Below are 12425 nucleotides of genomic sequence, written 5' to 3'. Positions count from 1 at the left end.
TGGAAGGGAGATGCACATTTTAAGGCTAAGGTACTATGGAGTGCCATTGCCTACAATGTGAGGGTGATGACATCGAAGTTAATTTTGCAACTATAAAACCAGCTAACTTGAGCCTTTAATGAGGCCCAAGGGATAACTACGTCCTGCAAAGCGAAAACGAGCATCAGAAATATATATTTTGCGCACAGCTCGTAAAAAAAGCAGCCAAACATCTAATAAGCCACCTGTCAAATCTGTTTAACCGTGCGAAATCATCACATTAGCTCGAAAACCTTACTGTATGGACAGACTCTAATTAAGTAACGGCTGCAGTGCATCCATGCTGGCAGCATATTTTGCTTCGGGCGTTATGCGCTCTTCGAATTCCTGCCATAAAGCAAGCATTTCATTACCAATCTTTTCGGGTAAAAGGCCGAAAATCCTCGCTGCTGCATCCCGCTCTGTGAGCACTGCCTGCTCCCTACCCTGCTGATCATATAAAAAAGTATCTCCGCAGTCAATTTCTACCACATCATGAATCAAAAGCATTTTGAGTACTTTAAGCATATCAAGATCACCAGACTCCGTCTGATCAGCGAATACAAGTGCCAACAGTGAGCAGCACATCTGGATCTTCCGTCATTTCCAATATAGTAATCAGCCTGAATTCTGCCGCTTTTAGCTTCCAATGTGCCGGTTTTAACAATAGCCGCTGCAGGAAATAAATCTCATTCTCCTAGTTTTACTATTAAATCTGAAAGACATGAAAAATAAAATGTTTAATACGTTCAAAATAATTCTGGTATTAGCGTTGCTTACAGCCATCAGGCCCGTTAAAGCACAATCTATGCAGATGCATCATCAGCATTCGTCGGCAGGTAAAAACATTCTCCTTACCCTGATGGATTCCATGATGGTACAAATGAGTAAACTGCCAAAAGCCACTTCACCAGAATCTGATTTTATACAGCAGATGATACCGCATCATGAAGGTGCCGTAGCCATGGCAAAGTATGAAATTCAGCATGGCAAAGATTTTAACATGATACAGCTCGCCAGAAGTATTCTGACTGAGCAAACTAGTGAGATCCAGCAGATGAACCTGTGGTTAAAGCAAATTTCTGCAACGGGCAAAGAAATGCCCTCCGGTTACCAGCAGTCTATGAACCGGTCGATGGAGGCTATGATGCTTACCATGCCTTCAAATGAGCAGCTTACAGATATTGATCATGCTTTTGCAGCTGTGATGGTCCCGCATCACCAGGCCGCTGTTGATATGGCCAAAATCATATTAAAATATTCCGGTGATCAGCTGACTTCTGGTTTTGCCAAACAACTTATTTCCTCACAGCAGGTTGAAATTGAACAAATGTCCTTATTCTTAAAATAATTGAAAATGAAAACAATAGCGCTTGCAGTCATGTTAAATCTTGTTGGTTTAATTACCGCTGCCCAAAGTCCGTATGCTCATGACCGTGTTTATACAGGTAACCAGGTTTCCAATACAGTTTCTGTTGTAGACCCATCGACGAATAAGTTATTGGGAGAAATTAAACTGGGTAAACCCTACCCTAACGTATTGAGTCCCTTATACAAAGGCCAGGCGCTGGTGCATGGTCTTCGATACTCACAGGAGAAAAAAATACTGGCTGTGGTGTCCATCGGCTCCAATGCTGTTACCCTGATCTCTACGGAAACAAACCAGATATTGAAGACAATTTATGTTGGCCGTTCCCCGCACGAGCCGACGTTTACGCCCGACAGTAAACAAATATGGGTATCTGTACGAGGAGAAGCATACATCAGTGTCATTGATGTTGAAAAAATGGCAGAGATCAGGCGCGTACCCGTTGCAGACGGACCGGGCATGGTATCCTTTACACCGGATGGCAAACTGGCCTATGTATGTTCTAGCTTTACGCCGGAGGTAGATATTGTGGATGCAGCAACTTATACAATTGTAAAAAAGATTCCGGTTACCAGCCCCTTTTCACCCAACATATTTACCAGTCCCAAAGGTGAATGGATAGCCATGACGCACAAGGATACCGGGAAAGTTACCATTATCAATACCGCTTCTCAGTCTGTTGCCAAAGTGATTACGACCGGCGCGATAACCAATCATGTTTCTTTCAGTTATGTGAAAAATAAACTGATGATGCTCGTTACAGTTGGCGGTGAAAACAAACTGCGGGTATTTGATGCAGCTCAGGATTTTAAACAAACCGATACGGTTAATATCGGAGCTTTGCCTCATGGCCTGTGGCCTTCGCCGGATGGAAAATTACTGTATGTAGGCCTGGAATTCGCTGACCAGGTGCAGGCTGTTGACCTGCAAACGATGAAAGTAATCAGCACGATCCAGATCGGACAAAGTCCGCAGGCACTGGTTTATGCTGCAAATGCGGTGACTAATATCAACACTAAATCCGGTCTTTCTGCGCTGAACGATACGGCTTCCACACAGGTAATTGCATTAAATGCAGTTAACACAAACCAAAAATCACATGGCAGACTTGCTGTGCGAAGCATTGGCCTGGCTGATCTGGTGGAGCAGATTTTCACTTCATTACAACCGAACACCTCTTATACCCTGGCTTTATCAAGATCAGAGAAAGCGCCGTTTTCTTCTGATTATCAGATCAATACTTTTGATACCGATGCGAATGGCAAATACATGGGTCAGTCTACCGGGCTGGTTAAAACGATTAACGGTGTTGATAGTAAGTCTTTCCGTCATGTGATTTTAACCGACACTAAAACCGGGAATGTTGTATTATCAGATCAACTTTAAAAAGTGGATTTACAACAGACTGTTTGATACGCCTTTATGATTTTTTAAGGTTATCTTTGGCCGACTGTCAACTATTTTATGATTACCAAAAAAAAATGTCCGGTTGAGTAACAGCACTGTGTTTCGTGTTTCTGCCAAACTGATATGGTTCAGTGCCTTATTCATGGGCGTTCTGGCGTCTATACCGAAAATACTTCAACTGCACATTACGCTTATCGAACTGGCTGTGGACGCATCCGTTGCTTTTTTGTTTTCCCTTTTTGTCTGGTATTATAATTTATACAGTCTGCCTAAATTTTCAAACCGTCAATTTACCAGCCGGTTTTTTAACCTCAGACTGCTTTACAGTTTGCTTTTGGGCATTGGTTTGATGCTTTTGCTGGTCAGTGCCCATCAGCTATTGTTTCCGCATTATAAATTTGAGTCGATGATTATGATGTATGAGTTTCGCGGCATACTCATCAACCTTACCATTTATATGTTTTTATACCTGCTTTATCAAAGTTATCATACACAGCTTATCGGTATAGAACTGGAACGTGTAAAAGCAGACCATATCGGGGCACAATATGAATTACTGAAACAGCAGGTCAATCCGCATTTCCTTTTTAACAGCCTAAATACATTGAAATCGATGATTGAGATCGGTGATGCGCATTCAGTAGATTTTGTTCTTAAACTCTCTGATTTTTACCGTTTTACACTGGATAGCCGCCAGCAGGATATTATTCCGCTTGCAGATGAATTGAAAATACTCCAGGCCTATATGTTTTTACTGGAAGCAAGGTTTGAAGAAGGCATTAACCTGAGCATTAAAATTGATACATCCGCAGCTACCACTTTTATTCCTCCTTTTACCTTACAGTTACTGGTTGAAAACTGTGTAAAACACAACGTGATTTCTCTTGAACATCCTTTAAATATTAAATTGTACACAGCTGATGATACGCTGATTGTTGAAAATCAATTGCAGTTAAAGAAAAATCCGGAAGCATCAACAGGAATGGGACTGGAAAATATCAATCAGCGTTACCAGCATCTTACGCAGAAAGAAATCAGAATAGAACAGAATACAATTTCCTTTAAGGTTATTTTACCTCTTATTTATGAAAATCCTGTTGATCGAAGACGAGATTAAAACAGCCAAGGCATTAGGGCAATTAATTTTGTCTATCAATCCGGCTACAAAAATCCTGGCTACTATACAAAGTGTTGAAACAGCAGTTAAATACATCAGGGAAAATGAAAGTCCTGACCTGATCTTTATGGATATTCAGCTGGCGGACGGCTTGTGTTTTGACATATTCAAGTTGGTTAAAGTCGTTTCGCCGGTTATATTCTGTACCGCTTTTGATGAATATGCACTGGAAGCTTTTAAAGCTAACGGAGTAGATTATGTCCTTAAACCGTTTTCCAGGGAAAGTTTAACGGCAGCACTGGATAAAGTCGTTCACCTGAAAAACTTTTTTCAAACACATGACAATGCTTTGCCGGATTTAGAAGTTCTGCTGAATAAAATTGAAGTCCGTGGTAAAAAAGGCTTTCTGGTATTTAAGAATAACAAATATCTAACCATACAAACAGAAAATATTGCGTTCTTTTACACCCATCATGATACCACCACGATAACGACTTTTGATGGCCAGGAATTTCCCGTAAACCAATCCTTGGATGAGATTTACCAGCAATTGGCACCACATCAGTTTTTCCGCATTAACCGTCAGTACCTGGTAAACTATACGGCTGTTAAAGAAGTAGAGCATTATTTTACCCGCAAACTGGTCGTATCTTTATCCGTTGACACTCCCGATAAGCTACTGATCGGAAAAGATAAAACTGGCGCATTCCTGAACTGGCTGGACAGCAGATAATAACTGAAGAAGACACTTTGGATTGCTGTGGTGTTTTACCTATTCGTTAAGTATCTCAACTGTAATTACCTGTGCCGCGGATCGCTCCATGGTACCCTGCTTTGCATACAATAAATCATTTTATGAATAAACAATCATCAACGTTTGTAAATGGTTTGAAAGCCGGCTTGTTAGCAATTTCCATAAATACTATATTTTTAAAAGCAGGCCCGTTATTGAAGATTAAAGCAGAAAGCGGGGGGCTTTTGAAATTAATATTGCTTCATAGCACTCCGTATTTAAACAGTTCCTTTCACAGCATTTTTCAAACAACTTCATTTTGGTTAATCTTTCATTACTTAACAGGATTTGCGATGGTGGCATTGTATGTTTATATTTTGGAACCTTGGTTGCCCTATAAAGGATGCCAAAAAGGAAGCGTATTTTCGTTAGTCCCTTGGCTCATCAATGCTTTTATCGTGCTTCCATTACTTGGGCAGGGCATTGCTGGCTTGCAGGCATTACCACTCAGTGGCATAATTTATTTTTTTATTGCCAACTGGCTATTCGCAATAGTTTTGGGCATATTGTATGAAAGATTTAAAAAATAACCTGTTTGTATGGGGAAATTAGTGTCTTTTTATTAGGGCCTGGAAACCCCTAAGAAGCTACTATCCCTATACATTTTACCTTTTCATGGGTTTATAATAAAGCCCCAAGTGTAGCATTTGCGCGTTGGTGAAAAAAGCACACTTAATGTTTTCTGTTATTGACACACTAACCGAAGCAGCTAAGTGCTGCTCCAGCCCCCCGGCCGGTTAAAACCCAGTTTTCATTTTTTTTCTTGGGTGACATAATATCAAAAACACCCAGTTGTTTTAAAAATATGGTTGTCGCAGTGTAATAATGGAATGATTTTATTTTCCCGTTTTCAATTTTGAAAACATCGCAGCAAGGCGTTTGCATTGTTTTCTCCGTAGCAGGTATCGTTCCGGAAGGTAGTTGAAGTGGGCCCTTGTGTGTTCCATTCAAAGATAGTTCTACCACCACTGTATTTTCAGCTTCTACAATTACATCAATAAATTCAATTAATCAATCAAAAATTTGATTTAAATGGTTCTCGCCTTGCTATATACACTTTTTATTAAATATGGATTGGGGCTTATTGAAATTGCATGAGTTTTTACGGCCATTTGCTTTTACGATCCTGCTTTACTGCATTAAATAACAAATGAGAAGTTAGCTCACTAAGCTTTCTTATTTTCAACTCATTCTACATCTTAAAATATTATATAGAGCAAAACTAATTCACTATATTGGGGTCAATTAAAAGAAAGGGGAAATCCGTCAAGACTTATACATACGGTTTAGCGCTTGAGTATTGTCAATATATTACATTCTCAGACCATACTACGAATTATATTGAATATTCAATAGCTGAATAAAGCATTTAAAATGCAATTAATAATAATCAGAACAAAAGGTAAATTATAATTTTGATCTTCAGGATAGTAAACTTTACAATGATCTTGATAACGACGTTTGACAAACAGGAATTTCCGGTAAACCAATCTTTGGATGAAATTCACCAGCTTTTGGCAGCACAGCAGTTTTTTCGTATCAATCGTCAGTATCTTGTAAATTATAGCGCTGTTAAAGAAGTAGAACATTATTTTACACGCAAACTGGTTGTAACTTTATCTGTTGACACATCAGAAAAACTTCTGATCGGAAAAGATAAAACTGCCGCATTCCTGAACTGGCTGGATAGCAGATAGTAAGTGAAATAAAACAATTACTCTCATCCCCACCTCCTGGTTACATATCCTTTGATGGTTTATGACAAACTATGCCAGCATATATTCAGACCCTCCAAAAAATTCCTGCATGTACCCTTGCACTTTTCTGTCATTTTTCTTCAGGTCCGATTGTTATTTTAACCCTAGCCTATTGTGCACATTTGTTAACAGCATAAAACGGGCTTCCCGGATTGTTATATAGCACGTACCGGGCTGTGCATTTGCCGTCGCTGTTATCAGAAGCCTCTGGCTAAAAAAAGTCCTTTTCATAAGACCATTGGCTTAATCCGCTGTAAAGCCATACTGGCGGTAAATCTTTTTTGCTTCGCTGCTGACCAGAAAGTTCATGAAATCTTCGGCAGCCTTGGGACGTGGCGCGGTTTTGAGCTGCCCGGCCATATAGATTGCCTGGATATTTTCCTTTTCCGGAAGCGGGATCATCTCGATTGGATTGCCGATCATCTTCTGGTAATAGGCCTCAGAATACCACACGGGCCCGGCCTGTGATTGTCCGTACATGATGCGCATGGGCGTCTGACGATGATGGATCTGGGTCAGATACGTTGTTTTATCTTTTACTTTTAGCTCCATGATCTTTTTTCGTAGCATTTCGCCACCGGCTTTCACATAGGCTTCTTCTATCCTTTTTCCAATTCCCTCCCATTCAGGATTGGGCATGCTCACCATCACATCTGCCCTTCCAAGATCACAGAGCCCTTTTACATTTTTAGGATTACCTTTTTGCACCATGATTGCCAGATTGTTTTTAGCATATACTTCGCTGCGGCTAAAAAGATCCTGCATCTCGGAGATCTTGGATTTGCCCGCCGTATAAACATCAGGCTGATGCGAAATCCGCATGTTGCCAACTGTTATTGATCCACTTTTAATTTGCTTGGCCAAAATACCGGGCGGAAGTGTCTCAGCAAAAATGCGGGTGTAATCAGGATAAGCTTTTTTAAAGCCGGCCAGAAGGTCATCAATGACCATAAACTGGTTTCCGGCAAAAAACACAACCAGCTGCGGATCAACGATATCTCCGTACAGATCAGGCACATTGTCAACACCCGCTACGGTAAAGGAAAGGCCTTCGTTCCAGGGTTTGTTCCAGGGTGGGTCAAAACGGTGTTCCTGCTGCTGGGCATGAAGCTGACTTAGGCTTGTTAAACTCAAAATGAGTGCGGTGATGATTACTAAATGTTTCATATCTGTTGTTAATAGGTTGATGATGATCATGGATGTACAATGGCCCAGCCTTGCTGCTGACGGATAATGATTTCTCCGTTTCCGCTGGGCACATAAGAAATAAAGTCAAAGAGCTCATCTTTGCTGATTTTTCTTTCTCGCATCGTGTTCTCGCATTCAGCCAGAATCACCCCTCGCTGCTGCAAAGCTTTTAGCTGGGTTTCATAGGGCTGGTCCTTTTTAAACACGGTCACTCCCCCGCCATGCGCCACAAGTTCCACTTCCAGTTTTCCATTTAAACGCGGGTCATCCAGCGCATTCATAATGTTTCTCATCGTTGCTTTAATTACTTTTTCGTCATCACTATTAAGCTGATAAACCACCTTATAGGATTTCTGATCTGCAATAGCTCCGTGAAAATCTGCTGGACTTACGGGAGATTTCTGCGCAATCGCACCTGCGGAAATAAGCATTGCTGCTACATACATCATTGTTTTCAACGTTTTCATCTGTTTTGGTTTTAAAAGATTATGGTACTGTTTAAATTATTTACTTTCTTTTTTTGCATCTGCAATAGCCTTGAACGGCCCAAGCTTATGCTGTTTCTCCGTAAATTCGTCAGCATAGGGTGCAAACGGAAAATCAATTGGTTTTTTGGTAAGGTCCACCCAATCATTTTTTTGGTCTTTGTGCGGGCGTGGCTGTGAATTGACAAATGCGGCAAGATCCCAGGCTTCTTTCTCAGTCAATAGCCTGTTTTCATAACTCGCACCGAAAGGCATGTTGTTTACCACATAGCCTGCAAAGGAGGAAAGCCGGTAAAGTCCTGCCCCGTCGTTGTAGCTGTTTTTACCCCAAAGCGGCGGATAGATGTAAGACCCTTTCTCCGGATTGGGTATTCCTTCACCGTTAACACCATGACAGCTTTCACATTTGGCTTTGTAAATGATCTGCCCATTTTTAGGATCTGCGGCTCGGTCAAGGTAGGCAAGCTTCTCTAGCCCTGTTCCTTTCGGCACGACACCTTTGGGAGTATCCTTCCCCAGCCACTTCATGTAAGCGACCATCGCTGTCATTTCCTTGCTGGCGCTGTCGGGTTTTGTTCCGTTTAAACTTCTTTCAAAGCAGTCTGAAATGCGTTTGATGATGGTCTCTTTTGTGCCCGAACGTGCCCTGAATTTGGGATAAGTGCTGAATACCGCCGCATAATTATTGCCCATGATTTTGGTACCTGCGTCAAGATGGCAGTTCTGGCAGTTCATCCCATTACTAATCTGCATCACAGTCCCTTTTGGCCCCAGGTAGTCAGCGGTGTGTGCAATCAGCTCTTTTCCATACCGGATCAGCTCTATCCCGCTGCTTTTGGGAATAGAATCTGTCTTCGGCGGCTGCCAGAGTTGTTTTTGCGGCCGCACTGATTCCGTTTTCTTTGGGGCACTACCAGCACTGGCTGATGGAATTTTAGCCGGTCTTTGCGCCAGGCCAGGCAGTAGAATTCCAGTGATCAGCAGCAACATACCTGCCAATCCAAGAAGACAAGTCAGAGTATTTTTCAGCAACTTCAGAAGGGTTATTGGATCTTTCATATTTATCAGGTTTAGAAAATTATTGTTCAGGCAGATTCAAGGGTATGATGATGTTCTGCTGATTGATGATACAAAGATAGGGTGGACACAGCCCTGATAGAAATCATTAAAAGTGATGTGCCATAACATTTCATTATAGAAGAGCGTACCATTCATATACTTTCATCACCTGGGTAATCCGGCATTACGGCAGGCAAATTTCATAAACAGTTCAGGAAGCGCTTCTTGCTGACCATGAAGCTGTGTGAAATAAAAATACCTTTCTATGTTAAGCCCTTCAATATCGACAATGTAGCACTCCTTGTTTTGAAGCTCCTTCAATACCGCATGGATCGAAAGCAATGCCATACAATCAGAATGAAGCATGTATAATTTTATACTTTCGCTTCCTCCAAGCTGCATTTCGCTTTTTAAATCAGACAGGCTCATGCCTGCCGCTTTTAGTGCATGTCCGATTACTTCCAGTGTTCCCGAACCCGGCTCCCGAAGAAGAAGCGGAATTTCTTTGAGCTGCTGCGGCAGAATAGACCCTGATTGTACAAATGTATTTTTCATACTGGAAACCAGCACGATTTCATCTTTCAGAAACTCTGAATACCGGATGGCTGTATTTTTGGAATAACCCTCGATCACGCCCAGGTCAATTATTTTGTTCTGAAGCAGCTGCTCGATCTGCTCGGTATTATTAACCGTAAGTGTCGCCTGCACATCCGGTAACTTATTATGGAATGCGGCTAAAATAGGAGGTAAAACATATTGTGCAAGCGTGGTACTGGCACCTAGCCTGAGTATACCGCTATGCCGTCCAGCCAGCGCATTGATATCAAATTCCAGGTTCCGGTAGGCTTCAAGTATCTGCTTGGTATGCACCAGCAGCAGCTGTCCGGCCTGGGTCAGGGTGATTTTTGAACCGTTTCTTTCAAAAAGTTTTATCTTAAGCTGGCTTTCAAGCTCATGGATATGTTTGGTCACAGCAGGCTGGGATATAAACAACTCAGAAGCTGCTCTTGTAAAATTAAGCCTGGTAGCAACTGCTTGAAATACCTGCAAACGAAAATCGAATAGCATAGCTCTTTTTAAAGTTAGTTTAGCCGGATTTTCCATCCGTTCATTATATTCTATTTTTTTAAAGTCCTTTATCAGGCCCAATGCACAACTGCATACAAGGCAGCGGCCGAGATCACGATCCAGAGTGCAAGTCCCTGAAGTAACGGCTTGTACCCAATGGATGTAAGCACTTTTCGTGACAGGCCAGCACCGATCAAAAACAAAGTAAGCGTTAACCCCGCCTTAGCGATACCGGTTAACAAGGGCTTTACCAGGGCGATCTGAGGGACATTGGTATTGACCACCATGGCAAGTATGAAAAATCCTATAAAGTAAGGAATATTAATCTTTTTAGATTCATTCTTAAAGATAAAGGTGGAAGCAAAGGCAACCGGTATAATCCACAGTGCCCTGGCAAGCTTTACTGTGGTGGCTACTTCAAGTGCCTGCGCGCCGTATTTGCTGGCCGCCCCTACTACCGAACTGGTATCATGGATCGCCAAAGCACACCATAGGCCAAACTCAGCCTGGGACAAATTATAGTAATGCCCGACTAGCGGAAAAATGATCAATGCAGCTGAATTGAGAATAAAAACACAGCCAAGAGCTACAGATATCTGTTTCTCTTTCGCCTGGATGACGGGAGAAATTGCTGCAATCGCGCTTCCTCCGCAGATCGCCGTTCCACTCGAAATCAAAAAGGACGTTTTTTCTTCAATACGCAGCCATTTTCCCAGCAGATAACCGAAGCCCAAGGTCATACTGATTGACCCTACTGTGAAAAGTATGCCCTCACTGCCTGCTTTAATCGCACTGTGCACATTCATGCCAAAACCCAGGCCAACAACAGAAGCCTGTAAAAGCCAGTGCGTTGCTTTATGGTTTAAGTGCAGGTATGGGTGGCCGCTTAGCTGAGCAACAACCAAGCCCATCAGTAAGGCCATGGCCGGACTTAACAATTGTGTAATGCAAAGCACAACACAAACAATGAATATTATTTTTCTGCCGTTTTCGCTTAGGTTAACAAGTAATCCACCCGTTTGCTTTGTAATCTGATTTTGAGTATTCATGACTTTTCTGTTTTGATACTCAAAGGTCCTGGATTTAGGATTCATATTTTCATCACAAAAAGGCATGTATCATAACTAAATGTTATCATACATAAATTATCTTTCCCAATATTGTACCAATCAGGTTTATTATCAAAGGTGCAAGATGCTCTTTACCCCACTGTCAAGTTTCGGGCAGGTCAACTCATCGCATAACCCTGTCCAGTTGTCTTTTTCAACCAAAACGTCGGTTGAATGGTCAACACATTTTGGGACGGCCCAATTAAATTACATTTAAACAATATCGCCTAACAACTTAAATGAACTAAAATGCTACTCAACTTTCTAGAAAAGAGCTTTTTGAAAGTGTAATTATCCTGATATATTTTTCACTTTAACCACCGTTTTCTTACCGAAACATATAAAAGGTAGACGCAATGTTTTGAATGATATGGCCAGCCGACGATTTTAGTAATCCTAATTGAGTTGGGACTTCAAAATCGAGAGTCAGTTTTAGTGTAATGCGTTTGTTGATAAAACATAGTGAAACTGTAACGATTTAAAGTATAAACTTTAAAACAGCCCTGCTGCCGGTTTCCTTCAAGACATATAAATATTAAAAGTGTACTGATTTAAACATTAGTTTAATTCGGTACTTACAGGAATGAAGGAAAAAGGTTTGTTAAAGGCTTCTTAACGATGCAATGGTAACAAATTAACAAAAAAAATACCATAGACTAAAATGAACTCTGTATCGAGTTTAACTTTACGGCAGAGAGTCGTCTGCATCATGATTTGCCCTTACGGGATAGGTAAGAACTATTAATTACGAGTAGGCCTAGCAGCCTGTCGGACTTGAACGTTTAGAAATAGTTTTGTATCTTCAGATTATGAAACATTTTGTAGGAGCTAACCGCGGGCAAACGACATTTATGCCATATGATCTTGAAGAATGGTTGCCACAGGACCATTTGGCCCGATTCACCGTTGAGATCGTCGATAAGCTGGATTTTACCAGGATTTATGCACAGTATCGTGGTACTGGCACTGCTGCCTATGACCCCAAATTACTTCTGGCTCTGATCTTTTACGGCTACTCGACAGGCATTTTTAGTTCAAGGAAAATAGAATCTGCC

Annotated in this window: 14 protein-coding genes; 7 read left to right on the top strand and 7 right to left on the bottom strand. The window is 41.4% G+C overall.

Annotation, left to right across the window (positions count from 1 at the left end):
• Positions 1–291: 291 nt before the first annotated feature.
• Positions 292–606, bottom strand: coding sequence for an HD domain-containing protein (locus FDK13_RS34770; RefSeq protein ID WP_137344610.1), 315 nt, complete (start codon positions 604–606; stop codon positions 292–294).
• 136 nt (positions 607–742) lie between these two features.
• Here FDK13_RS34770 and FDK13_RS34765 point away from each other — a divergent pair, with 136 nt between their 5' ends.
• From FDK13_RS34765 to FDK13_RS34745, 5 genes are all read left to right on the top strand, one after another.
• A complete protein-coding gene (locus FDK13_RS34765) occupies positions 743–1369 on the top strand; it encodes a DUF305 domain-containing protein (RefSeq protein ID WP_137344609.1) in 627 nt (208 codons plus the stop codon).
• Between the two features lie 6 nt (positions 1370–1375).
• Complete coding sequence (locus tag FDK13_RS34760; protein WP_137344608.1) at positions 1376–2773, top strand: YncE family protein; 1398 nt, start codon at positions 1376–1378, stop codon at positions 2771–2773.
• Positions 2774–2876: 103 nt separating this feature from the next.
• A complete protein-coding gene (locus tag FDK13_RS34755) occupies positions 2877–3911 on the top strand; it encodes a sensor histidine kinase (protein WP_229216343.1) in 1035 nt (344 codons plus the stop codon).
• Positions 3880–4644, top strand: coding sequence for a LytR/AlgR family response regulator transcription factor (locus tag FDK13_RS34750; protein WP_137344607.1), 765 nt, complete (start codon positions 3880–3882; stop codon positions 4642–4644). Before FDK13_RS34755 ends, FDK13_RS34750 begins: the two co-directional genes overlap by 32 nt.
• A 122-nt stretch (positions 4645–4766) precedes the next feature.
• Positions 4767–5234, top strand: a complete 468-nt coding sequence (locus tag FDK13_RS34745) for a hypothetical protein (RefSeq protein WP_137344606.1) — start codon at positions 4767–4769, stop codon at positions 5232–5234.
• Between the two features lie 166 nt (positions 5235–5400).
• On the opposite strand, the gene FDK13_RS34740 is transcribed toward FDK13_RS34745, so the two are convergent.
• On the bottom strand, positions 5401–5694 hold the full coding sequence (locus FDK13_RS34740) for an ester cyclase (protein WP_262711847.1): 294 nt from the start codon (positions 5692–5694) through the stop codon (positions 5401–5403).
• Between the two features lie 425 nt (positions 5695–6119).
• Between FDK13_RS34740 and FDK13_RS34735 the strand changes: the two genes are divergently transcribed.
• Positions 6120–6401 carry a LytTR family DNA-binding domain-containing protein gene (locus FDK13_RS34735; protein ID WP_262711846.1) on the top strand — a complete coding sequence of 94 codons (282 nt, stop codon included), beginning with the start codon at positions 6120–6122 and terminating at the stop codon, positions 6399–6401.
• Between the two features lie 303 nt (positions 6402–6704).
• Here FDK13_RS34735 and FDK13_RS34730 read toward each other — a convergent pair whose 3' ends face one another.
• From FDK13_RS34730 to FDK13_RS34710, 5 genes are all read right to left on the bottom strand, one after another.
• Positions 6705–7628: a molybdate ABC transporter substrate-binding protein gene (locus FDK13_RS34730; protein WP_137344603.1), complete on the bottom strand. Its 924-nt coding sequence runs from the start codon at positions 7626–7628 to the stop codon at positions 6705–6707.
• A 26-nt stretch (positions 7629–7654) separates the two neighbouring features.
• Complete coding sequence (locus FDK13_RS34725) at positions 7655–8116, bottom strand: DsrE family protein (RefSeq protein ID WP_082217965.1); 462 nt, start codon at positions 8114–8116, stop codon at positions 7655–7657.
• A 36-nt stretch (positions 8117–8152) separates the two neighbouring features.
• Positions 8153–9193, bottom strand: a complete 1041-nt coding sequence (locus FDK13_RS34720; protein WP_170983020.1) for a c-type cytochrome — start codon at positions 9191–9193, stop codon at positions 8153–8155.
• A 165-nt stretch (positions 9194–9358) separates the two neighbouring features.
• Positions 9359–10261: a LysR substrate-binding domain-containing protein gene (locus FDK13_RS34715; protein ID WP_137344602.1), complete on the bottom strand. Its 903-nt coding sequence runs from the start codon at positions 10259–10261 to the stop codon at positions 9359–9361.
• Between the two features lie 71 nt (positions 10262–10332).
• Entirely contained in the window at positions 10333–11310 is a 978-nt protein-coding gene (locus tag FDK13_RS34710) for a YeiH family protein (RefSeq protein ID WP_137344601.1), read from the bottom strand.
• Positions 11311–12179: 869 nt separating this feature from the next.
• On the opposite strand from FDK13_RS34710, the gene FDK13_RS34705 reads away from it, so the two are divergent.
• On the top strand, positions 12180–12425 hold a 246-nt coding region (locus tag FDK13_RS34705), incomplete at its 3' end, for a transposase (RefSeq protein ID WP_374756102.1).

It is taken from the genome of Dyadobacter frigoris (assembly GCF_005280585.1).
Lineage (GTDB): Bacteria > Bacteroidota > Bacteroidia > Cytophagales > Spirosomataceae > Dyadobacter > Dyadobacter frigoris.
Note: the sequence above shows the minus strand (reverse complement) of the source record. Positions and strands in the feature narration are given on the sequence as shown.

Excerpts from the sequence above, each read along its gene's own strand:
- FDK13_RS34770 (WP_137344610.1), bottom strand. The coding sequence starts at position 606 with ATGTGCTGCTCACTGTTGGCACTTGTATTCGCTGATCAGACGGAGTCT.
- FDK13_RS34765 (WP_137344609.1), top strand. The coding sequence starts at position 743 with ATGAAAAATAAAATGTTTAATACGTTCAAAATAATTCTGGTATTAGCG.
- FDK13_RS34760 (WP_137344608.1), top strand. The coding sequence starts at position 1,376 with ATGAAAACAATAGCGCTTGCAGTCATGTTAAATCTTGTTGGTTTAATT.
- FDK13_RS34750 (WP_137344607.1), top strand. The coding sequence starts at position 3,880 with ATGAAAATCCTGTTGATCGAAGACGAGATTAAAACAGCCAAGGCATTA.
- FDK13_RS34745 (WP_137344606.1), top strand. The coding sequence starts at position 4,767 with ATGAATAAACAATCATCAACGTTTGTAAATGGTTTGAAAGCCGGCTTG.
- FDK13_RS34730 (WP_137344603.1), bottom strand. The coding sequence starts at position 7,628 with ATGAAACATTTAGTAATCATCACCGCACTCATTTTGAGTTTAACAAGC.
- FDK13_RS34725 (WP_082217965.1), bottom strand. The coding sequence starts at position 8,116 with ATGAAAACGTTGAAAACAATGATGTATGTAGCAGCAATGCTTATTTCC.
- FDK13_RS34720 (WP_170983020.1), bottom strand. The coding sequence starts at position 9,193 with ATGAAAGATCCAATAACCCTTCTGAAGTTGCTGAAAAATACTCTGACT.
- FDK13_RS34715 (WP_137344602.1), bottom strand. The coding sequence starts at position 10,261 with ATGCTATTCGATTTTCGTTTGCAGGTATTTCAAGCAGTTGCTACCAGG.
- FDK13_RS34710 (WP_137344601.1), bottom strand. The coding sequence starts at position 11,310 with ATGAATACTCAAAATCAGATTACAAAGCAAACGGGTGGATTACTTGTT.